Origin of the sequence: Pseudoclavibacter sp. CFCC 11306 (assembly GCF_008831235.1) — a bacterium.
Lineage (GTDB): Bacteria > Actinomycetota > Actinomycetes > Actinomycetales > Microbacteriaceae > Pseudoclavibacter_A.
The window spans coordinates 239,194-261,204 of record NZ_WBKF01000003.1 but is presented as its reverse complement, the minus strand read 5'-3'; the positions used below and the strand labels follow the sequence as shown (position 1 = coordinate 261,204).

Here is a 22,011-nt window from a genome sequence, read left to right as displayed (position 1 = left end):
GATTCAACGAGTCAGGAGCGCTGTGCGCAGTCGATGCACAGCGTCGCAGCAGGGCGCACCGCCAGACGCCGCGGATCGATCGGGCGGCCGCAGCGGGCGCAGATCCCGTAGGTTCCGAGGCGGGCGCGACGCACTGCATCCTCAAGCGCCACACGCTCGGCCTGTGCCGCCTCGAGCACTGCCGCAGCCTTCGACCACTCGAACGAAACCGGCACGCCCTCGGGGTCGTGTTCGTCGTCAGACTCACCGCCGGCCTGCAGACGTCGCACCTCGGCGAGCTGCGCGGCTGCCCGACGTTCGCGCTCCTGCGCGGCCACCAGCCGGTCATGCAGGTCGGCGATCAGCGCATCTGGTGTCATATCTGCGATTCTGCCACGTGCTCGGAGCGCAGCAGCGACACAGGAACAGCCCCGCGAGCGCCGCGCACGCAGACGACGGCGGTGTCACGGGAGACGTTCCCGAGACACCGCCGTCGCGCGCCTGGCGGTCTGCTGCGCAGGCCTACTCGCTGGCGAGCCCCTGGACCGGCGACAGCCTGGCCGCACGCCGGGCCGGGAGCACCGAGGCCAGCAGCCCGACCATCACGGCGATCACCACGAACAGCAGATACTGCACCCACGGCAGCTGCCACGAGATCTCGACACCGGTTCCGATCGTCTGCCCGAACAGAATGCCCACGCCGAGCAGCCCGTACGCCGTGCCGAGCACCAGGCCGATCGTCGTCGCCACGATCGACACCAGCACCGACTCCATGCCGAGCATCGCCCGCAGCTGACGCTTCGTGAGACCGAGCGCTCGCAGCAGGGCGTTCTCACGCACCCGTTCGATCACCGACAGCGACAGCGTGTTCGTCACCCCGATCACCGCGATGACCACCGCGATCGCGAGCAGACCGGTCACGATCGACAGCAGCACGTCGATGATCTGCTCATACATCAGCTTTTCGAGCTGGGCGGGCGACACGTAGTCGTCGGGCATGATCGTGCCGATCTGCTCGGCCACATGCTGCACCGCCTGGGCGTCGAGACCCGGGGCGAGCTGCATGATGATGCTGGTCGTGGTGACGGGCACCCCGATCTCACTCGCCACCCGATCGAGCGTGGGCTCGTCGACCAGTGCGCCGAAGTACGGGTTCTTCATGCCGTGCTGCAGATGCAGAGACGCGGTTCGTCCGTCGGGCCCGGTCATGCTGATCTCTCCGCCGGGCACGCTTGCGTCAGGCAGCGCCTCGTCGACGACGGTCACTGTGTCAGGAGAGGTCGCCGGCAGAGGAGCCTTCGCCACCTGCTGCCAGGACTGCGGATCGACCGCCTCGAGCTGGGTGAGCTGTGTCGAGGTCGGGGCGTTCTGCCCGACGAACGACGCAGAGTCGCCCACGACGATGCCCTGCACAGTGCCGACCGACTGCACATCGTCGATCGCGGCGAGCCGCTGCACGCGATCGTCGATCCACTGCTGGTCGGTGCTCGCCTCACGACTCTGCGGAGTCAGAAACACTTTGACGTCGACCGGTCGGGCCTCGTCCACGGCCGTGAGCAGGGTCGCCTTGGCCACCGACGCGCCGGTGAACACGGTGGTCACCAGCGTGACGCCGATGAGCAGTGCGGATGCCGTTGCCGCAGTGCGTCGCGGATTCCGAGACGCGTTGAGGGTCGCCATCTGCCCCGGCACACCGGTCAGCGCGAGCAGCGAGCCGATCACCCGCACCAGCGGCGGCACGATCACGATTGCGAGCAGGACCACGCCGACGATGCTCAGCGCTGAGCCGAGCACGCCGCCGCCGAGGCCGAGCAGCAGCTGCTGCTCGGCAGAGTCTTCGGACACCGGCCGGTGCGCGGTCGTCCAGCCGTACCACTGCAGTGCGGTGCCGGCGACGAAGAGCACGAGGCCGACGATCACCCGGGCGCGACCGGCGCGGGTCTTGGTCGGAGAGGCCAGTTCGGGTCGCAGCGCTGCGAGAGGCGCCACCCGCGTCGCCGAGCGCGCCGGCTGCCAGGCGGCGATCAATGTGATCACCACGCCGGCGAGTATGCCGACCACGACCGATGAGACCGGCACTGACAGCTCGGTGAGCATGCTGTTGCCGCTCGAACGCGAGAGGGCGACGGCGCCCGACATCATCAGCGTCGCGACGACCACGCCGAGCACCGAGGCGACCACGCTCATCACCAGCGCCTCGAGCAGCACGCTGCCACGCACCTGCCCGCGACTGGCGCCGAGGCAGCGCAGCATCGCGAGTTCGCGAGTGCGCTGTGCCACGATCACCGAGAAGGTGTTCGAGATGACGAGCACGCACACGATCAGCGCGATCACGGCGAAGGCGAGCAGCATTCCGGTCAGCACATCGGTCTGCCCGGTGAACTGCTTGAGCTGATCGGCGACGACCTGCTCCGTGGTGCGCACCCTGACGGTGTCGCCCGCTGCCGCCGGGGTCGCCGACGAGATCGCCCCGGCCACCGCATCCCGCACCTGGTCGGGCGAGACGCCGGCCTTGGCCTGCACCCGGATGCTCGTCATCGGCAGCAGGTCGTCGGTGGCCGCCGGGGTCGAGCTGACATCAGAGGGCATGGTGCTCATGAGCGCGGCCAGCAGCGAACTCTCAGACAATGCCACTTGGGGCGCCATGCCGCTGCCCGGGGAGCTGCTCGTCTCGGTGAGTCCGACCAGCGTGACCTCGACTGGCGATCCACCCGTGCTCGCGAACCGCACCTGGTCGCCCACGTGCAGCCCGAGCTGGTCGGCGCCCTTCGCATCCATCGTCATCTGGCCGTCGCCGGTCACCCATGCGCCGGCGACCAGTGCGTGTGGGCGCAGCGGCGTCGGCAGCTGCACACTGGCAGACACGGGCTGGCTGCGCCCATCGTGCGCAAGAGCGAGCGAGGCGGTCTGATCGGCCCCGACCGCCTCGACCTGCGGCAGGTGCTGCACCGCGTGCAGCTGACCGACGGTGAGCCGTGCGGCGGATGCTCCGCCTGCGCCCGCCTCGTCGCCACCGTCGTCGCCGTGGTCGGCGTCGTTCGCGCCGGCAGGCTGCGGCTCGACGAGCACGTCGGCATTGGTCAGATCCGAGCCCAGCGTGTTCCGCAGCGTCTGCTGAAAGGAGGCGTTGAGCATGAGCGTCGCCGCGACGAACGCGACGGCGAGCACCACCGCAATGGCGACGGCGACAAGGCGCGACCAGTGTGCGCGCAGAGTGGAGAGAGTCGTGCGCAGCATCTCACGCCCCCAGCCGGCTGAGCGCCTGCATGATCTGGTCGGTGTCGGCTCCGCGCAGGTCGTCGGCGATGCGCCCGTCGACGATCACCAGCACACGGTCGGCATACGAAGCGGCGACCGGGTCGTGGGTCACCATGATGATGGTCTGACTCATCTCACGGGTGCTGCGGCGCAGCAGCGTGAGCACCTCGGCACCCGACGTCGAGTCGAGGTTGCCGGTCGGTTCGTCGGCGAAGATCACATCGGGGCGAGTGAGCAGGGCGCGGGCGATCGCCACGCGCTGCTGCTGACCGCCGCTGAGTTCGCTCGGGCGGTGCTTCAGCCGCTTCTGCAGACCGAGGCGGTGCACGACCTCGGCGAACCACTCCTGATCGACGCGCTGTCGGGCGAGACGAGCGGGCAACGTGATGTTCTGCTCGGTGGTCAGCGTGGGCACGAGGTTGAACGACTGAAAGACGAAGCCCACCTGGTCGCGGCGCAGTTGGGTGAGCTGGCGGTCGTGCAGGCCGGTCACCTCGGTGCCGCCGATCCAGGCCTGTCCCGAGGTCGCGGTGTCGAGACCGGCGAGCACGTGCATCAGCGATGACTTGCCCGAGCCCGACGGGCCCATGATGGCGGTGAACTCGCCACGACCGAAACGCACGTCGACGTGGTCGATGGCGGTGACCTGGGTGTCGCCGCGGCCGTAGACCTTGAACAGGTCGACGGCGCGCACGGCGGTCTCGACGCTGTCGGCTGTGCGCGCTGAGATGGTGCGAACCGGGATGGTCGGGTCTGAATCCGGGGTCATGACGCTCCTCTGTGGTGTTCGGCCGAGCGAGCCTGCTGCGACCTGATACCCACAGCATCGTCGAGCACGTCGGCGTGCGCGTCATGCCGAAGGAGGATTCTCGAGAGCTCATCCTGTAGGAGGAGATCCCCTGATCGGGGTGTGCCTGCCTGCGCTCAGCAGATCGTCGCCATCAGCCGAACTCAGGCGCGGGCGCCGCGATGCCCGCGTGGAAGGCCTGTACCACGGCCTGCACGCGATCCCGCGCATCGAGCTTCAGCAGCACGTGGCCCACGTGCGTCTTCACCGTGGTCTCGGACAGATGCAGTCGGGCGGCGATCTCGGCGTTCGACAGCGCTTCGCTCATCAGCACCAGAACCTCGCGTTCTCGTGGTGTGAGCGTCGCGATCGCGGCGCGGGCGGATGCGGTGCTCGGGAGGTCTGCGGGCGCGGGGGAGCGGGGCGGGCGAGCTCCGGCATCCGCCGCCGCTCTGGTCTGCAGCATCGGTACGACGTGCGCCAGCAGGCGACGCGTCATCGACGGCGAGATCACGGCATCGCCGCGGCACACGGTGCGAATGGCCGTGAGCAGCTCTTCGGGACGGGCGTCTTTGAGCAGAAAGCCGCTGGCTCCCGCCTCGATCGCCCGCAGCACGTATTCGTCGAGGTCGAAGGTGGTGAGCACGATCACCCGCGTCTCGGGGTGGTCGGCGAGCACTCGGGCCGTCGCAGCGATGCCGTCCATGATCGGCATGCGCACGTCCATCAGCACGACGTCGGCGGGGTGCGCTCGCAGCTTTTCGACGGCATCCCGCCCGTTGTCTGCCTGCACGGTGACCGTGAGATCTGGCTGGGAGTCGACCAGCATGCCCAGCCCGCCGCGCACGAGCGCCTGGTCGTCGACGATCGCGACGTCGATGTGCGAAGCGTCGTTTCGCGACGTTTCTGCCGGGCCGGTCTGTGCGCGATCGAAGGCGGGCGTGGTCATGAGGCTCCGTTCTCGTAGGGCAGCGTCGCGTGCACGCTGAAGCCGCCGCCGGCGCGCGGGCCCGCCTGCACACTTCCGTCATAGAGGGCGAGGCGTTCGCGCATGCCGCGCAGGCCGTTGCCTGCTCCGTCGTCGCTGCTCAGGGCGCCACGACCGTCGTCGTCGATCTGCAGCTGCAGCATCTGTTCGCCCCAGCGCAGAGTCACGGTCGCCTGCGGTTCGGGGCCCGCGTGTTTGAGGATGTTGGTGAGGGCCTCCTGCACCACCCGGTAGGCCACGAGCTGGGCGCCGGCGGTGAGACGATCGGCGCGGGTGGCGTCGCCGCTGACGGTGAGCTTCGCGCGGGTGCCTGACAGCTGCACGGTGTCGACGAGGTCGGGGATGTCGGCGATGGTGGGCATCGGCCGTGTCTCGGCGCCGGAGTCGTCGTGCAGCACCCCTAAGAGGCGTCGCATCTCGTGCAGCGACGAACGACCGGTCTCGGCGATGGTCTCGAGGGTGCGGCGGGCGACCTCGGGATCGTTCTGCGACGCGTAGCGGGCGCCGTCGGCCTGAGTGATCATCACCGAGAGTGAGTGAGCGACGACGTCGTGCATCTCGCGGGCGATGCGGGCGCGTTCGTCTGCTGCGGCGAGGTCGCGTTCCTGCTGCTGCTGAATCTCGAGACGTTCGGCGTGCTCGCGCAGTTCGCGCTGCTGACTGATGCGGTTGCGGGTGATCGCACCGAGCAGCCAGGCCGCGGTGACCGATGCGGCGATGAAGCCGAAGAAGATGGTGACGGCCAGGACGATCTGGAACAGCGGCTGTGCAGGTTCCTGAATCCCCTCTGCGGAGTCGGTCGATGTCAGCACCGGCATCGCACGGTACCGCACGATGAGGGCGGCGGCACCGGCGATCGCCAGCCAGAACCCGCTGATCGAAGCCCATCGTGGGGCGTAGGCGGCCAGTGCATAGACCATCATGAGCACGAGTGCGTCGGCGGGCACCACCTGCACGCCGAGTGCGACCTGCACCACGCAGACCGAGGCCATCGCGATCGCAGCCGGCACGGTACGGGTGCGCCGCCAGATCAGCGGCAGCGTGACGAGCACTGAGATGAGAAAGCCTGTCCAGGTGTCGTTCTGCCAGTTCGTGCGGTCGAAGGTGCTGCCAACGCCCACCAGGGCGAAGGGCAGAACCAGAATCGCCGAGAGCGCGGCGACCAACAGCGTGTCGACCAGCTGCACATGGCTCGCGAACCAGTGCAGCACGCGACCGACCATTCCTCGGCGCGGGCGATGGGCGAACGCCGTCGTCGCTGTCAGCGGTGCTGCTCTGGGTGCTGCTGCCATCGGTAGTGCTGCGCGTGCTGCTGCTGTTGCTGGTGCTGCTGGTGTACTTGCTGACGGTGTGCCTGCTGGGGCTGTCCGTGCTGTCGCCTCTGAAGTCACTGCTGAAGCATCCTCGGCGGGCACTGGAATCCGGACGGCCGGAGTCGGCTCGGATTCTGAGTTCGAGGTCGTCGGTCTGCTCACATCCTCAACTGTAGGGTGCGGCTCCATGCACCGGGTCATCCCACAGGAGGAGGTTTCGCTCAGCGCCGCCGCCGCCCGCCCTCGCCACCCCGCCTCTGCCACTTTTCCAGTCTCCGCCCTGGCGCTGCCTCGTCTTCCGCTGCCGGTCTTCCACAGCAAACCCAGCCATACCCGCATCCAGACATGGGAAATGCACGCCTGAGACATCGATCCATGTCAAGTTCCATGTCTGGATGCCACAGGCCGGCATCTGCCATGTCTCGATGCGGAAAGAAAAGGGGAAAGAGGCGGACGAGTCAGCCCCGAACCGGCGCAGGGTGGACGCAGACGCACATCGGTGCTACTGTTGTCTCTTGTGCCGCGGGGTGGAGCAGTTCGGTAGCTCGCCGGGCTCATAACCCGGAGGTCGTTGGTTCAAATCCAGCCCCCGCAACAGATGCGCCGACGCGGTGCGCAGAAGGTCGGAAACCCAATTGGGCTTCCGACCTTCTGCATTTCTCGGCCGGGGCCCGACCTGCCAGCACTCACAAGGTCTGGCCGGCCAGCGCTCACCGGCTGGTACTCACACAGTCTGTGTCGCATGTGCCAGAGCCCACCAGCCGGCAGGTCACCGCAGCTCGTACGACTGATCGAAGAAGTCGAGCTGCAGCATGCAGCCCAAAACTCTGCCTCTGAACAGCTCACCGGTCGGCCCGTATAAAGGCATCAGAGTCGTGGCTATGGGATGCCGCTCACGGGCGCAGGGTGACCTCAGCGGCAGTCGGTCCGCCGCAACGCTCGTTCCCGCCGGTCAGTCGCCAGTCTGGCGAGACCAGCCTCTCCTCGAGCACAGATCCATCGCTGCCGATGAGCTGGACAAGCAGGGGTTCCTCGGGATAACTCAGTGTCGCAGTCCAGACGGCTACCTCGTCTGAGGATTTCTCGGCGCTGACGATGTTCGGATCGACGTCGAGTGGTGCGTCATCCGGGCAATTGCCTCCACCGCAGACCCGCACTTTCTGCACTGCCCGGGCTTCGTCCTCGACATGAACGGTCAGTGTTTGCATATATCCGACGGCCGAGCATGCGGTGCCGCATCCAGTGAGGCTGAGCGACGCACAGACGGTCACGCCCAAAGTCGAGATCCATGCACCCGGACGTCGAAAGACCATGCTCTGAGTCTATGCTGACAGCACTCACCTCCGAGTTCTGACTCCCGAGGACGATGGGCTTAACCCGTCCCCTGAGATTCGGCATTGCGGCAAACTCAGGATCTCAAAGAGTGCGAGACAGGGCCGCAGAACGATTACATACGCTGATTCGCCCCAGAAGCTCGCTTCGTTCTGACTCAGCGGGAGTACTCGCTCACCGGCTGGTACTCACCAGCCCTTGTCGTATGCACCAGAGTCCACCAGCCGGCAGGTCACCGCAGCTCGTACGACTGATCGAAGAAGTCGAGCTCGAGCTGCACCGTGCGTCCGAAGAACTCCCGAGCCTCGGAGGCATGGGCCGGGCCGACACGATCGAGTTCGCTGCGCAGAAACTCGACCAGCTGTCTGAACGGCGGGTTGTCGTGCAGCGTGATCCACTCTGCATGCACGAAGTTTGCGGGTGCCTGCTCGGGTGCGCGCATTGCCCAGCTCAGATACGACCACTCCGACACCAGCAGCACCGAGAGAATGATGGTGTAGTTCCGGGTGTCCGCGGCATCGCGAAAGACCCGTTTGAATCCGGCAGTGGCCGCCGTGTCAGGAATCTTCGCGCGGTCGGCCTCGCTCACCCCGAACTTTGCGAAGCAGCGCAGAAAGTACGTGCTCTCGTCGCCCGCTACGTCGCCGGCGAACGCGGCGAGCCGCAGTCGCGCATCCAACGTGTCGGCGCTGGCCACAGCCGCCCCGATCAGAGCCAGAAAGCCGTCGAGAAAGCGGTGATCCTGAATCAGGTACCGGCACATCACCGAGTCGTCGATCGAACCGTCGAACAGCTCTGAGACGAAGCGGTGCCCGACGACCGCCTGCCAGTTGGCCGCGTTGTCGTCGCGCAGCGAGTCGGTGAAGCGTTCTCCGGCGGATGCTCCGCCCGCGCGGGCAGCAGACGTCTCGTTGTGATCGTGCGTGGTGGTTGCGTGCATGAATGACTCCCATTCTTCCTTCGCCGGCATGACCCGGACAGGTTCGACGGTCGCAGGCGTCAGCAGCCCGATCTCAGCCCCGTGACCGGGGCACCCGTGTGGTACTGACGAGCGTAGCAGCAGGCGCAGGGCGGCTCGATTACGCTGGCAGCACGTCCCGAGAGAAAGACCGCACATGGCAGACACAGACCACACTGACGGGTTCAGCGCGAGCGAGCGCGCGGCGATGCGCCAGCGCGCCGAAGAGCTGCGCTCGATCAGCGGCGTCAAAGGCGCGGCGAAGCGGGCGCGCGAATACGAGGCGTGTGTTGCGGCGATCGACGCGCTCGACGGGCTCGACGCGGTGATCGCGCAGCGTCTGCACGTGATCGTGGCCGACGAGGCTCCGCATCTCGAGGCCAAGACCTGGTACGGGTTCCCGTCGTACGCCAGTGACGGCAAAGTCATCGTGTTCCTGCAGCCGTCGTCCAAGTTCGACACTCGGTATGCGACGCTCGGCTTCAGCGAAGACGCGCAGCTCGACGACGGTGCGATCTGGCCGACCTCGTTCGCCCTCGCGGCCTGGAACGATGCGGTGGATGCTCAGGTGCGTGCGCTGGTGCGTCGCGCTGCGGGGCATCTGAGTAGACTGTCCGCGTGAACTACCGAGAGCTGTATGCGCAGCGCGAGGAGGTCGTCGGCGAAGCACTCGCCGACGACGATTAGCGCGGATGCTCCCACCGTGCCTGACATCCGGCCAGGCGCGGCGGTCGAGCGACCCTGATCACTCACTCACATTTCTCCCGGCGAAGCGGCGTCTCTGCGATGCCGCGCGCCGTGAAAGGCATACTCATGCGGACTCTCACCGAATCCTTCATCCGCTCTTCGTTCGTCAACGCCTCACGGCGAGAGACGAAAGAGCTCACATTTCGCGACGACTTCGCCGCGCTCACGGACGAAGACTGGCAGCAGCTCGACTACCTGGGCTGGCGCGACCCGAAGTATGCGCGACGCGCCTATGTCGTGCTGCCGCGCATCGACGGCGACCCGGTCGGCGTGCTGCTGACGCGTGCCGCGGCCGCCCCTCGCACACCGACCATGTGCCATTGGTGCCGTGACGTGCGGCTGCCGAACCCGGTCGTGCTCTGGAGCGCGAAGCGCGCCGGGGCCGCGGGGCGCCGTGGCGACACCGTCGGCACCTTGATCTGCGACGACTTTCAGTGCTCGCATAACGTGCGCAACGACCCGCCGGCGTTCTACAAGGGATACGACGTGCTCGCCGCGCGTCAGCAGCGCATCGACGACCTGCGCACACGGGTCGCCGGCTTCGCCGAGTCTCTGCTCGGCGCCGCCTGAGCTCAGCCCAGCGTGGTGACGAACGGAGTGTCTCCCGGGTCTTCATCTCGGGAGGCACTCGCCGCGTCGCCGCGCTGACCGCCTGTGCTCGTCTGCCCCTGGGCCTTGTGCAGCGTGGCGCCGACGACGGGTCCGATAATCACGGAGAGCAGGCCGCCGCCGATCAGTGCGGCTGCCAGACCGCTGCCGATGATCTGCTGCGAGACGGCCAGTGTGGATGCTGCGACGATGATCGGCAGTGCGGTGCCGGTGTACGCAGCCAGTGCAAACCGTGACCGGGCCGAGGAGCCTCGTGCCGCGGTGAGCATTCCGGGCAGGCCGCGCACGACGAACAGCGCGAGCGTCGAACTCACGGTGATGAGCAGAAGAATCGGCGACGCGAACAGGGCCTGCAGATCGAAGCCGAGGCCGGCGTTGATGAAGAAGATCGGCACGAGCAGCCCGAAGCCGATGCCCTGCAGTTTCGATTCGACGAATGCGGCATCCTCGTGCGGGGCGTCCGAGAGCAGCACGCGCAGCACCATGCCCGCAGTGAACGCGCCCAGCAGGGTGTCGATGCCCAACAGCAGATCGAGGGCTATCAGGACGCCCATGATCATGATCACGAGGCGCAGGGCGAACTGGCTGCTGGTGTGCTGGGTCTCGCGGATGAACCGGTGCAGTCGGGCATGCGGAATGCGATTCGCCAGCCACAGCAGAAACACGGCGATCACGGCGAAGATGACGAGCACAAGCAGGGACGTGCTCAGCGTGCGCCCCGAGAGCAGCAGCGACATCATGATCAGCGGCAGAAACTCTCCGACCGCACCGTTGGCCACGACCGACGTCGCGAAGGGTGACCCCAGATCGCCCGCATCCTTCAGAATGGGCAGCAGCATGCCCACGGCGGTCGACGACAGCGCGATCGCGACGACCGGGGCGACGGCGGCTCCGGCCGCCACCGAGCCGAGGGCGAAGAGCACGGCGAAAGAGATCACCCAGGCACCTGCCGCTCGTCGCAGCGGTCGGCCGGTGATCGCGCGCACGTCGATCTCGGTGCCGGCGAGCAGAAAGAGAAAGGCGCCGCCGAGTTCGGAGAGCACCGAGATCATCTCGTTCGGCTGAATGAGCCCGAGCACCGCAGGCCCGGCGATCACGCCCAGCACGATCTCGATCGCGGGCAGCGGCACCGGCGCGATCCGTCCGATGAAGCGGGTGATGAGCGTCGCGACGACGGCAAGAATGGGGAGCAGGGCGATGCTGAGCGTGAGATGCTGCACGACTCTCAGTCTATGCACAGCAGGCGAGGCAGCCTGGGCGAGCATCCGTCAGCCCCGCCTGACACAATGAAGGCAGTACGGCTTTCGCAACGAGAGGAACCTCATGACCCGTTTCGAAGAGTTCAAAGTCACCGGCGGGCAGCTGCTCGATCAGGTGAAGCAGCTGCTGCACGAAGGCAATGTGCGTTCGATCGCTGTGAAGAGCAAAGAGGGCCGTGTCATCGTGCAGTTCCCGCTGACGCTCGGCGTCGTCGGCGTCGCGCTCGCCCCAGTGCTCGCGGCGGTCGGCGCCGTCGCGGCTCTGGTCACGGAGTGCACCATCGTGGTCGAGCGCGACGAGAGCGCGCCCCCGCGCACGATCAAGGTCGATCCGGTCGATGATGCGGAGGCGAAAGAAGACTCCGCCTCGTAGCGTTCGGATCGTCTGCGCTGAGGCGTTTGCGCGCTCTGTGCCGTGCATCGGTGGTGCGCTCATCAGAGAGACCAGCGGACGGTGTTGTCTGGCCTGCGCCTGCGGCGCATAATGGTGTCAGCAACAAGTGCTCACGGGGTCGGTGAAATTCCGAGCCGGCGGTGACAGTCCGCGACCCGTTCCTACTCGTCGAAGTGATGAGGCAGACGGTTGAGCCGGTGAAATTCCGGTGCCGACAGTGAGAGTCTGGATGGGAGTAAGCACTTGCGGCCTGCGACGTCTGACGTCGTCATCCGCAGCACCCGAAATGGGGTTCGATGACGAACGACGAAGTCGCACCGCATGCTCCCGTGGGCCGGGAAGGAACACATGTTCACCGGTCTCATCGAGGCGCGAGGAGTTCTCTTCGCGCTGCAGCCACACGACCGCTCAGTCGACGTCACTCTCGCAGATGTGCCGTTCGCTGCCACGCTCCGACGTGGTGACTCCGTCGCGGTCAACGGCGTCTGCCTGACCGTGCTCGAACACGACGACGCGTCGTTCACCGCAGACGTGATGGCCGAGACGCTGCAGCGCACCACCTTGGGCGGGATCGTTCCCGGTACCGGCGTGAATCTCGAGCGCGCTCTGCAGGCCGATGCTCGCTTGGGCGGGCATATCGTGCAGGGGCATATCGATGCCGTCGCCGAGGTGCTCGCGACCGACACGGTCGGCGAGCAGCTCGTGTTGCGCCTGTCGCTCACCCCTGACGTCGCCGACTTGGTCGTCTTCAAGGGGTCGATCGCCGTCAACGGCGTCTCTCTCACCGTGAGCGCCCGCAGCGACGACTGGTTCGAAGTGTCGCTCATTCCGCAGACCCAGAGCGACACCGATCTCGGCTCGCTGAGCGCGGGAGACCGCGTGAACATCGAGACCGATGTGCTCGCGCGCCACGTGCAGCAGCTGCTGCAGGCCCAAGGAGTGCTGCAGACATCCGTGTACGATGCCCAGGAGGTCGCACGATGACCGTCACATCTCAGACCGGCGCTCCAGTCGCCACCAGCGCCATCGACCTGGATCGCATCGCGGTGACTCTGCGCTCCGCCGTCGAGGCGCTGCGCAGGGGACTCCCCGTGCTCGTCGCCGATGACGAAGGGCGTGAGAACGAAGGCGACGCCATCATCTCGGCGGCCATGGCGACGCCGGAATGGATCGGCTGGATGATTCGGCACACCTCGGGCTACCTGTGCGCACCGATGACCGAAGAACTCGCAGATCGCCTTGACCTGCCGCCGATGGTCGCGCACAATCAAGACCCCAAGCGCACCGCCTACACGGTGACCGTCGACGCCGCCGAGGGTGTCACGACCGGAATCTCGGCGACTGACCGGTGCCGCACGCTCAACGTGCTGGCCGACCCGGCGTCCACGGCCGACTCGGTGCTGCGCCCCGGCCACATCGTGCCGCTGCGCGCTCGCGACGGCGGCGTGTTGGTGCGTGGCGGGCACACCGAGTCGGGTGTCGACCTGATGCACCTGGCGGGGCTGCCAGCCGTGGCGGCCATCGGCGAGATGGTGCACGACGACGGCGAGATGATGCGCTTTCCCGACTTGGTGCTCATCGGTGCGGAGTACGGGCTGCCGGTGCTCACGGTGGCCCAGATCGCGGCTTGGCGCCGCGCGCATCCAGAGAACGCCCCGATGAGCGGGCTGGCGACACCCGGAGCCACGCCCTCGATCGCAGATCAGCAGAACATGATTCAGCACGAACGAGAGCAGGTACAGGCATGAGTCGAGCAGGAGCCCCCAAGCAGCGCATCTCCGAAGCGGTCGCAGACGATATGGAAGGTGGTCGGAGCCGGGCATCGCACGACGTGCGCGTCACCGTCGTCGCAGCCAGCTGGCACGAGCAGGTCATGAGCGGTCTGATCGCCGGGGCCGAGCGCACGCTCAGTGAGGCGGGCGTGCGGTGGTGCACGGTGCGAGTGCCGGGCAGCTTCGAACTGCCGCTGGCAGCGCAGGCGGCCTTCGACGGCGGTGCGGATGCCGTGGTGGCGCTGGGCGTGGTGATCCGCGGCGGCACGCCGCACTTTGACTTCGTCTGCGAAGCCGCCACCGACGGGCTGACGCGAGTCGCCCTCGACAAGGGGCGTCCGGTCGGGTTCGGGCTGCTCACCTGCGATGACGAGCAGCAGGCGATCGATCGTGCCGGCGGGCCCGGCGCGTCCGAAGACAAAGGAGCGGAGGCTGCCGCAGCGGCTCTCGACCTGCAGCGGCAGCTCGGCGTGCTGCGACACGGGTGACCTGCCTGACGTTTCATGCGATCTGTGCGGTTCGTACGAAACGACGCGGAGTAATCGGGAAACCGGGGAAGTCGCCGAGGCGATGTCGGCGGCTCCGCCTACAATGAAGAACCATGAGCAATCCCGTCGTCGTCGCAATCGGTCGCCTGACTCAGGCGGTCGCTCGCCTGCGCGGAGGCGGCTCGGCGCTGCCGGGATATGTGGTCGAGAGACTCGCACCGCATTTCATGGATCAGACCTTGGGACAGCTGCCGCAAGGGGTGGTCTTGGTCAGCGGCACGAACGGCAAGACCACCACGACGAAGATGATCGTCGAGCTGCTGGCGGCGCAGGGGCTTCGCGTCTTCAGCAACAAATCCGGGTCGAACTTCACCCGCGGAGTGGTCGCCAGTCTGATCAGCGAGGTCGACTGGCGAGGCGAACTCGCCGCAGACATCGCCGTGCTCGAGCTCGACGAGGCTCATGCGCTGCACTTCATCGACAAAGTGAGACCACGGGTCTCGGTGCTGCTCAACGTGATGCGCGACCAGCTCGACCGCTTCGGTGAGATCGACACCACGGCGCAGCTGCTGACGAAGGTCGCGCAGGCCACGACTGAGACGGTCGTGCTGAACCGTGACGATCCCCGAGTGCGGGCCATCGCCGATCAGGTCGCCCCTGAGACGCAGGTGCGCTACTTCGGCTATGCACATCAGCTTGCCGAGCTCTTTCCCGACGACGACAGCCTGCATGAGTCTCGTGACGCGCACACCGGCTCGGCTCTGGCCGTTCCCACAGCACCTGCCGATGTGCAGCTCACCGAGGTGAAAGGGCAGCAGGCCGTCTATACCATCGACGATGAGCGGTACACGGTCGATCTGCAGCTGTCCGGCGTGCACAACGCGCTGAACGCTGCGGCGGCGCTCGCCGGTGCCCGCGCTGCTGCGACCGAGGCGCATCCGCTGCGCACCCCGGGGCTGATCGCCGCCCTCGGGCAGGTCCAAGCCGCTTTCGGCCGAGGCGAGACGTTCGACGTCGGGGGCAGACCGGTTCGGTTCTCCCTGGTCAAGAACCCGTCCGGCTTCCGCTCCTCGCTGCGGTCGCTCGGCGGCCCCGATGAGGCCGTCATGATCGCGATCAACGACGACTACGCAGACGGGCGAGACATGAGCTGGCTCTGGGATGTCGACTTCAGCGCTCTGCGCGAGCGCGGGGTCAGCACGGTCAGCGGCGTGCGGGCATGGGATATGGCCCTGCGCCTGCAGTACGATCTGGTTGCAGCCGATCGCGTCGAGCCGGCCCTGAGCGCCGCTCTCGACGGTTTTCTGACCGACTCGAGCGGGCACCCGGCACGTATCTTCTGCACCTACACAGCTATGCTGCAGCTGCGTCGCGAGATGGCGCGATACACCACGGTGACTCGGATCGGAGAATGACGAGCATGAAACAGCCGTCCAAGAACCAGACATCGAAGAGCAGCGACGTCGCGAACGAGGCACGAACGACCGAGCTGCTGATCTATCGCGAAGAGATCGCACTGCTGTGGTCGCCGAGCGCGGCCGCTTCTGCGACGTCTGATCAGGCAGAGGCAGAATCGGCGGCAACCGACGTCGAGCCCGCTGAGGCGCCGAAGCCGTCGTCTGCCGAAGTGGTCGTGCACCGGCCTGTCGACACCTCGTTCATGGACGAACCGGTGACCTCAGTGACGCCGGGGTCAGACATCGGACGACCGGTCGACATCCTGCAGCTCTACCCAGACGAGATGAACATCTACGGTGACTGGGGCAACACCCTGACGCTGGTGCGACGGCTGGAGTGGATGGGATTCGTCCCGCGCGTGCACGATCTGCACGTCGGCGGGCCACTCCCGCGTCGAGCTGACATCGTGATCGGCGGCGGTGGGCAGGATTCCGGCCAGGCCAAGGTCTATCGAGATCTGCTCGACCGCCAGCAGTGGGTGCAGGCGATGGTCGACATCGGCACCCCCATGCTGCTGGTCTGCGGCATGTACCAGCTCTTCGGCCGAAGCTTCGACACCATCGGCGGCCAGCAGCTGCAGGGCATCGGCGTGCTCGACGTTCGTACCAAAGGCGAGAGTCAGCGGTTGGTCGGCAACGTCGTGGTCGAGAGCGAGCAGTTCGGCACGATCATCGGGTTCGAGAACCACAGCGGGCAAACGTTTCTCGGTGACGGCGTGCAGCCGCTCGGCACCGTGCACAGCGGTCACGGCGCAGGCAACAACGGGCAGGACGGCACTGAGGGCGCTCGAGTCGCCAACGTGGTGGGCACCTATCTGCATGGCTCAGTGCTGCCCAAGAATCCACGCCTGGCCGACTACCTGATCGGAGCGGCGCTTGCGAACCGCTATGGGATGATGCAGGTGCCCGAGGTCGACGACCCCTACGTCGAACAGGCTCGCGCGGTCGCTCTGACACGCCCTCGCTGACTGCTCTGAGGCAGCAGTGCGCCGTGTGACACGGCGTGTCTCCCCTCACGGAACCACGTGTATACGATGCGCGTATACGATTCGCCACCCCTGATCGCTCTCGGTACATTGAGGGAAAATGACCGCCGAGGCAAGGAGGCCCCGTGGCGAACAAAGAGTTTGTCGACACACGACGAGGTGAGATCGACTACATCGCAGTTCAGGCATCGCCTGAGTTCATCAGTCTGAAGAAGAAGCACCGTCGCTTCGTTCTGCCCGTGCTGCTGGTGGCGTTGATCTGGTACTTCGGATTCGTGATCGTTGCCATCACTCAGCCCAAGCTGATGGCCACGCCCGTGTTCGGGCACGTCAATTTGGGCATCATACTGGGGCTGGCACAGTTCGTGACCACGTTCGCGATCACCATGTGGTACGTCTCATTCGCCAACCGCAAGCTTGACCCAGACTCGGAGCACCTGCGTGCAGAGCTGACCGCCGCGGAGCAGACCGTCACCGCAGGCAAGGGGGAGTAGAACATGACCGATGTGCTGATTCAGAGCAATGCGGTGACCGAGAACAACCCGATTCTCAACATCATCATCTTCATGCTGTTCGTCGGCGTCACGATGTTCATCGTGATTCGCGTGAGCCGCAGAGGCAACAAGTCGGCTGACGACTTCTACGCCGGAGGCCGTGGATTCAGCGGCACTCAGAACGGTACGGCCATCGCCGGCGACTACCTGTCGGCGGCCTCGTTTCTGGGCATCACCGGTGCGATCGCCGTGAGCGGCTACGACGGGTTCCTGTATTCGATCGGGTTCCTGGTGGCGTGGCTGGTCGCGCTGCTGCTCGTCGCCGAGCTGATGCGCAACACCGGCAAGTTCACGATGGCCGATGTGCTGTCGTTCCGCCTGAAGCAGCGTCCCGTGCGCATGGCTGCGGCGATCAGCACGCTGGCGGTGACGTTCTTCTATCTGCTGGCGCAGATGGCTGGAGCGGGTGGTCTGGTGTCACTGCTGCTCGGCATCAGCGACAAACTCGGGCAGTCGATCGTCATCACCATCGTCGGCGTGCTGATGATCGTCTATGTGCTGATCGGCGGCATGAAGGGCACCACTTGGGTGCAGATCATCAAGGCGATCCTGCTGATCGCAGGTGCCGGCGCGATGACGATCTGGGTGTTGGCACTCAACGGCTTCAGCCTCGACCTGCTGCTGGGTCGTGCCGTCGAGGCGGCGAACGGCAACGAAGCCATTCTCGCGCCCGGTCTGAAGTACAAAAACCCGGCCGACTTCATCTCTCTGGGCGCCGCGCTGGTGCTGGGCACCGCTGGTCTGCCACACGTGCTGATGCGCTTCTACACGGTTCCCACCGCCAAAGAGGCCCGAAAATCCGTGGTCTGGGCGATCTGGCTGATCGGCCTGTTCTACGTCTTCACCCTGGTTCTCGGCTACGGTGCCGGCTACCTGATCGGCCCTGACACCATCAAGGCTGCGCCCGGCGGTGTCAACTCCGCAGCTCCGCTGCTCGCCATGCAGCTCGGCGGGCCTCTGCTGATGGGCTTCATCTCGGCGGTGGCGTTCGCGACGATCCTGGCGGTGGTGGCCGGCCTGGCGATCACTGCGGCAGCCTCGTTCGCGCACGACATCTACTCCAACGTGCTCAAGAAGGGGCAGCACGTCCCGCCCGAGACAGAAGTCAAGATCGGTCGCAACACAGTCGTGGTGATTGGTGTGCTCGCAATCTTGGGCGGCATCGGCGCACAGGGGCAGAACGTGGCGTTCCTCGTCGCGCTCGCCTTCGCCGTGGCGGCCAGCGCCAACCTGCCGACGATCGTGTTCTCGCTCTTCTGGAAGGGCTTCACCACCCGAGGCGCGGTCTGGAGCATGTACGGCGGTCTCATCGTCACGCTGCTGCTGATCATCTTCTCTCCGGTGATGAGCGGAACGTCCACGTCGATGCTGGGAGACGGCGTGAACTTCGCCTGGTTCCCGCTTGAGAACCCAGGCATCATCTCGATCCCAGCGGGCTTCTTCCTCGGCTGGCTCGGATCCGTCATCCCGGCCAAAGAGAAAGAAGATCCCAAGCTCGAGGCCGAGATGGACGTGCGATCCCTCACCGGCTTCGGTGCTGAGGGCGCGGTCGAACACTGATCGCAGACGCGTGATCGCATGATCGCGTGAGACAGCAGGGGCGCAGCAGCCGTGCAAGACGGGTGTTGCGCCCCTGCTGCGTGCCTGCCGGGTTCGGTGAGTGCAGGCGAGAGCCGGTTCTCGACCCTTTCGGCCGTTCGCATGACTCAGTGGGAGAGGCGACGGCGTCGATCGACCCGACGCCAGACGAAGAATCCCGTCAGGGTGAATACTCCATAGAAGATGTACATCACTGCGGTCGCATAGTATCCGGCGCTCAGCAGCAGGGGCACCCCGACGACGTCGACCGCCACCCAGATCAGCCAGAACTCGACCCAGCGGCGAGCCATCCCGTAGGTCGCCAGCAGAGACCCGACGAACGTCCAGGCATCGGCCCACACCGGCTCATACGACCCAAGCAGCCGGAACAGCGGAGTCAGTGCGATCGTGCCCACCACCATCAGGGTCACCAAGACGGCGCGCTGACGTGCGGTGGCCCATACCGGCGACACCCCGGCCTCGCCGTGGGGCTTTGTGCTGTGCTCGGCGTCGGCTCCTGTCGGCGTGCCAACGCGCAGTCGGTCGGTCGACACTGCCTGTCCGACCAGACTCGCCGCCTCCGCAGCACTGGTCCCGCTGGGCCCGGTCTCCGCACTCGCCGAGGCCGGTCTGCGCTGGCGTGAGCTCTGATGCCACTGCCGCCAGCCCCAGATCGAGACGGCGATGAACATGATCTGCCGTCCGGCCTGCCCCAGCAGGGTCGCTGCCTCACCATGCGACAGAATCGCGCCCAGAAAGACTGAGAAGAGCAGGGCATTGCCGATGATGCCCACCGGCCATGCCCACACTCTGCGACGCATGCCTCCGAGGGCGCTGGCCAGACCGAACACGTTGCCCACGACCTCGCGCAGCACCAGGGGTTTGAGGTCGCCCAGTGGAATCGTTGCGTTGTAGAGCCAAGAGATGCTGTCGATGAGAGACACTGTCGCCTTTCCGAGCCGAATGCCGAGCGCCATGCTACACCGGGCGGCTCGCGGCAGATCGACTGCTACCGTGAGTTCCATGTTCGCTCATTCCGCTGGCTGCGGCCGCTATGCGCCGAGTCCCAGCGGAGACCTGCACATCGGCAACCTGCGCACCGCCGTGCTCGCGTGGCTCTTCGCGCGCTCGACCGGCCGCCGTTTCATGCTGCGCGTCGAAGACCTCGACCGTCAGCGCTCGCGTGACCCTCAGCCGCAGATCGACGATCTCGGCCGCCTCGGCCTGGACTGGGACGGGCCGATCTCAGTGCAGTCCGAACACCTCGATCGGTTCGATGCGGCGCTCGACGACCTGCGGCGGCGCGGGTTGGTCTACGAGTGCTTCTGCACCCGTCGTGAGATTGCCGACGCCGTGCGGGCACCGCATGGCATCCCCGGTCAGTACCCGGGAACCTGCCGAGAGCTCAGTGAGGCCGAACGCATCCGTCGACGTCGAGACCGGCCGCCTGCGCTGCGTCTGCGTGCCGACACCGATGTCGAGAGCGTGCACGATCTGCTGCACGGTGACGTCACCGGAGCGGTCGACGATTTCGTGCTGCGTCGCGCCGACGGAGCCTACGCCTACAATTTCGCGGTGGTCGTCGACGATGGATGGTCGGGTGTCGACCAAGTGGTGCGCGGCGACGACCTGCTGTCCTCGGCACCGAGACAGGCGATGCTGGCGAGGATGCTGGGGCAGCGCCCGCCCGAATACGCGCATGTGCCGCTGGTCGTCAATGCCGCAGGGCAGCGACTGGCCAAGCGGGACGGCGCGGTCACCCTCCGTCGGCTGGAGGCGGCCGGTCACACGAGCGGTGAGGTGCTCCGCTGGATCGCAGTCTCTCTTGGCACGGCGGTCGATGTCGGCGAGAGTGAAGCCGAGATCAGACGAGAGGCCCCAGGCCAGAAGCCGGCGGCTCTGCTGCGACGCATGCTCGAGACTTTCGACCCGGTCGCACTGCCTCTGCAGCCGTGGACGTTCGTCAGCCCCGACGCAGCGTGACCGCGTGGCAAGATGGAGGCGCAAGCACCGCATCCGTCTGCGAACAGGAGAGCACGTGTCAGAACAGAGCCATGAGCCCATCGACCTCGAGGCGGCCCTCGGTCTGCCGCAGACGACGATCAGCGCGCTGATCGCCGCGGTTCGAGCCCAGCAGCCACGGGCGCTCGCCGAGCTCGGCGAGCTGGTGGCCTTTCCTTCGGTCGCCGACCCGGCGCAGTTCGACTGGCAGCACTCACGTGATGCGGCACAGTGGCTGCTCGCCCAGCTGCGCGAGGCGGGCATCGACGACGCACACACCGTCGACACCGTCGACGGCAGCCAGACCGTCGTCGGGCACGCCCCCGCACCGGCCGGAGCGCCGACGGTGCTGCTCTACGGACACTACGATGTGCAGCCGCCGCTTGACGAGGGGCTGTGGCAGACACCGCCCTTCGTGCTCACCGAACGCGACGACGGACGACTCTACGGGCGTGGCGCGGCCGACTGCAAAGGCAACCTGGTCGCACATCTGGCCGTGCTCCGTGCGCTGCGAGAGCAGTTCGATGGGCTGCCCATCGGTGTGCGGGTGATCTTCGAGGGCTCGGAGGAACAAGGCGGCAGCGGACTTGCCGACTACCTGAACCAGCACCCCGAAGACTTCGCCGCAGACGTGATGATCATCCTCGATTCGGGCAACGCAGCAACCGGTGAGCCGACGCTGACGGTGTCGCTGCGCGGAGTCGCCGACCTCACAGTAAGCGTCGACACTTTCCCGGTCGCTCTGCATTCCGGGCAGTTCGGCGGTGCTGCGCCAGATGCGCTGCAGGCGCTGATACGCATGCTCGACTCACTGCGAGACGAGCACGGAGACCTCACTGTCGAAGGCATCGACGCGACACAGCACTGGAACGGCGTCGCCTACCCCGAACAGCGGTTCCGCACAGACGCCGGGCTCGAGCCCGGCGTCGACGTGATCGGCTCGGGCAGCGTCGCCGACCAGCTCTGGGCCCGCCCGACAGTGACGGTGCTCGGTGTCGATGCACCCTCGGTCGTCGGCTCGACGGCCGCGGTGCAGGGTCACGCGGCTGCCCGTCTGAACCTGCGCGTGCCGCCGGGCATGTCGGCGTCAGCGGCGCAGGACGCACTGGCCGCGCACCTCTACGCGGTCGCGCCGTGGGGTGTGCAGGTGAACGTGACCTCAGGCGGAACAGGCGAGGGCTTCGCGGCAGACACGACGACGCCCGCCTATGGCATGCTCGGAGCCGCGCTCAGCCGAGCCTTCGAGCGCGACGTGGTCTTCGCCGGCAGCGGCGGTGCGATCCCGCTGACCAACGAGCTCAGCGAACGCTTTCCCGAGGCCGAGATCGCGCTGTTCGGCGTCGAGGATCCGGCGGCCGCGATTCATGCACCGAACGAGAGCGTCGCCCCCAGCGAGATCGAAGGGGTGTCGATCGCCGAGGCGCTCTTTCTCGCAGGTCTCGCGTCGCGACCTGTCGCCGCCGCCTGAGCCGTCGCTCGTCGCCTGCGGGTAGTATGCCCGGTCACGGGTCTGCGCGCGCTCGTCCCGCTGCCCGATAGACTGAGCCGGTG

General features: G+C 66.6%; 21 protein-coding genes, 1 tRNA gene and 2 riboswitches. Of the genes, 13 read left to right on the top strand and 9 right to left on the bottom strand.

From position 1 onward, the window contains the following. Positions 1–11: 11 nt before the first annotated feature. The 5 genes from F8O09_RS10000 to F8O09_RS09980 all read right to left on the bottom strand — a co-directional run bounded on the left by F8O09_RS10000 (position 12) and on the right by F8O09_RS09980 (position 6,304). Positions 12–359, bottom strand: coding sequence for a TraR/DksA family transcriptional regulator (locus F8O09_RS10000; RefSeq protein ID WP_158055183.1), 348 nt, complete (start codon positions 357–359; stop codon positions 12–14). 142 nt (positions 360–501) lie between these two features. Continuing rightward, positions 502–3,216, bottom strand: a complete 2,715-nt coding sequence (locus tag F8O09_RS09995) for an ABC transporter permease (RefSeq protein WP_158055182.1) — start codon at positions 3,214–3,216, stop codon at positions 502–504. A gap of 1 nt (position 3,217) precedes the next feature. Continuing rightward, complete coding sequence (locus F8O09_RS09990) at positions 3,218–4,006, bottom strand: ABC transporter ATP-binding protein (protein WP_158032063.1); 789 nt, start codon at positions 4,004–4,006, stop codon at positions 3,218–3,220. A 172-nt stretch (positions 4,007–4,178) separates the two neighbouring features. After that, positions 4,179–4,973 (bottom strand): response regulator transcription factor, encoded by a 795-nt coding sequence (locus F8O09_RS09985; RefSeq protein WP_158055181.1) that lies wholly within the window; start codon positions 4,971–4,973, stop codon positions 4,179–4,181. Then, positions 4,970–6,304 carry a sensor histidine kinase gene (locus F8O09_RS09980; RefSeq protein ID WP_225732991.1) on the bottom strand — a complete coding sequence of 445 codons (1,335 nt, stop codon included), beginning with the start codon at positions 6,302–6,304 and terminating at the stop codon, positions 4,970–4,972. Before F8O09_RS09980 ends, F8O09_RS09985 begins: the two co-directional genes overlap by 4 nt. 542 nt (positions 6,305–6,846) lie before the next feature. Here F8O09_RS09980 and F8O09_RS09975 point away from each other — a divergent pair. Then, positions 6,847–6,920, top strand: a tRNA-Met gene (locus tag F8O09_RS09975). A 298-nt stretch (positions 6,921–7,218) separates the two neighbouring features. Here the strand turns inward: F8O09_RS09975 and F8O09_RS09970 are convergent. Both F8O09_RS09970 and F8O09_RS09965 read right to left on the bottom strand, forming a co-directional pair. Next, positions 7,219–7,638, bottom strand: coding sequence for a hypothetical protein (locus F8O09_RS09970; RefSeq protein ID WP_158055180.1), 420 nt, complete (start codon positions 7,636–7,638; stop codon positions 7,219–7,221). Positions 7,639–7,889: 251 nt separating this feature from the next. Next, on the bottom strand, positions 7,890–8,597 hold the full coding sequence (locus tag F8O09_RS09965) for a TenA family protein (RefSeq protein ID WP_158055179.1): 708 nt from the start codon (positions 8,595–8,597) through the stop codon (positions 7,890–7,892). Next, a riboswitch (TPP riboswitch) is annotated at positions 8,594–8,705 on the bottom strand. It overlaps the preceding gene by 4 nt. 67 nt (positions 8,706–8,772) lie before the next feature. Here F8O09_RS09965 and F8O09_RS09960 point away from each other — a divergent pair. After that, positions 8,773–9,237, top strand: a complete 465-nt coding sequence (locus F8O09_RS09960) for a hypothetical protein (protein ID WP_158055178.1) — start codon at positions 8,773–8,775, stop codon at positions 9,235–9,237. A 191-nt stretch (positions 9,238–9,428) separates the two neighbouring features. Further along, the gene (locus F8O09_RS09955; RefSeq protein WP_158055177.1) at positions 9,429–9,932 is read left to right on the top strand and encodes an FBP domain-containing protein; all 504 of its coding nucleotides are present in this window, start codon (positions 9,429–9,431) and stop codon (positions 9,930–9,932) included. Positions 9,933–9,934: 2 nt separating this feature from the next. Here F8O09_RS09955 and F8O09_RS09950 read toward each other — a convergent pair whose 3' ends face one another. Continuing rightward, positions 9,935–11,191, bottom strand: coding sequence for a cation:proton antiporter (locus F8O09_RS09950; protein WP_192497651.1), 1,257 nt, complete (start codon positions 11,189–11,191; stop codon positions 9,935–9,937). A 103-nt stretch (positions 11,192–11,294) separates the two neighbouring features. Between F8O09_RS09950 and F8O09_RS09945 the strand changes: the two genes are divergently transcribed. The 8 genes from F8O09_RS09945 (at position 11,295) to F8O09_RS09910 (ending at position 18,441) form a co-directional block, all read left to right on the top strand. Then, on the top strand, positions 11,295–11,603 hold the full coding sequence (locus F8O09_RS09945) for a DUF4342 domain-containing protein (protein WP_158055175.1): 309 nt from the start codon (positions 11,295–11,297) through the stop codon (positions 11,601–11,603). A 125-nt stretch (positions 11,604–11,728) separates the two neighbouring features. Next, positions 11,729–11,869, top strand: a riboswitch (FMN riboswitch). A 103-nt stretch (positions 11,870–11,972) separates the two neighbouring features. Further along, on the top strand, positions 11,973–12,608 hold the full coding sequence (locus F8O09_RS09940) for a riboflavin synthase (RefSeq protein WP_158055174.1): 636 nt from the start codon (positions 11,973–11,975) through the stop codon (positions 12,606–12,608). Further along, positions 12,605–13,372: a 3,4-dihydroxy-2-butanone-4-phosphate synthase gene (ribB, locus tag F8O09_RS09935; RefSeq protein WP_158055173.1), complete on the top strand. Its 768-nt coding sequence runs from the start codon at positions 12,605–12,607 to the stop codon at positions 13,370–13,372. The genes F8O09_RS09940 and ribB overlap by 4 nt, the downstream gene beginning before the upstream one ends. Beyond that, the gene (ribH, locus tag F8O09_RS09930; RefSeq protein WP_158055172.1) at positions 13,369–13,884 is read left to right on the top strand and encodes a 6,7-dimethyl-8-ribityllumazine synthase; all 516 of its coding nucleotides are present in this window, start codon (positions 13,369–13,371) and stop codon (positions 13,882–13,884) included. Before ribB ends, ribH begins: the two co-directional genes overlap by 4 nt. Positions 13,885–13,997: 113 nt before the next feature. Further along, entirely contained in the window at positions 13,998–15,299 is a 1,302-nt protein-coding gene (locus tag F8O09_RS09925) for a Mur ligase family protein (RefSeq protein ID WP_158055171.1), read from the top strand. Between the two features lie 5 nt (positions 15,300–15,304). After that, the gene (locus F8O09_RS09920; protein WP_225732990.1) at positions 15,305–16,309 is read left to right on the top strand and encodes a type 1 glutamine amidotransferase; all 1,005 of its coding nucleotides are present in this window, start codon (positions 15,305–15,307) and stop codon (positions 16,307–16,309) included. 143 nt (positions 16,310–16,452) lie between these two features. Next, positions 16,453–16,821, top strand: a complete 369-nt coding sequence (locus tag F8O09_RS09915; protein WP_192496756.1) for a DUF485 domain-containing protein — start codon at positions 16,453–16,455, stop codon at positions 16,819–16,821. Positions 16,822–16,824: 3 nt separating this feature from the next. Beyond that, positions 16,825–18,441, top strand: a complete 1,617-nt coding sequence (locus tag F8O09_RS09910) for a cation acetate symporter (protein WP_158032051.1) — start codon at positions 16,825–16,827, stop codon at positions 18,439–18,441. A gap of 146 nt (positions 18,442–18,587) precedes the next feature. Here the strand turns inward: F8O09_RS09910 and pnuC are convergent, their stop codons facing one another. Then, positions 18,588–19,394: a nicotinamide riboside transporter PnuC gene (gene pnuC / locus F8O09_RS09905; RefSeq protein ID WP_225733001.1), complete on the bottom strand. Its 807-nt coding sequence runs from the start codon at positions 19,392–19,394 to the stop codon at positions 18,588–18,590. An 88-nt stretch (positions 19,395–19,482) separates the two neighbouring features. Between pnuC and gluQRS the strand changes: the two genes are divergently transcribed. Then, a complete protein-coding gene (gene gluQRS, locus F8O09_RS09900; RefSeq protein ID WP_158055169.1) occupies positions 19,483–20,442 on the top strand; it encodes a tRNA glutamyl-Q(34) synthetase GluQRS in 960 nt (319 codons plus the stop codon). Positions 20,443–20,497: 55 nt separating this feature from the next. Further along, on the top strand, positions 20,498–21,928 hold the full coding sequence (locus F8O09_RS09895; RefSeq protein WP_225732989.1) for a dipeptidase: 1,431 nt from the start codon (positions 20,498–20,500) through the stop codon (positions 21,926–21,928). Positions 21,929–22,011 lie beyond the last annotated feature (83 nt).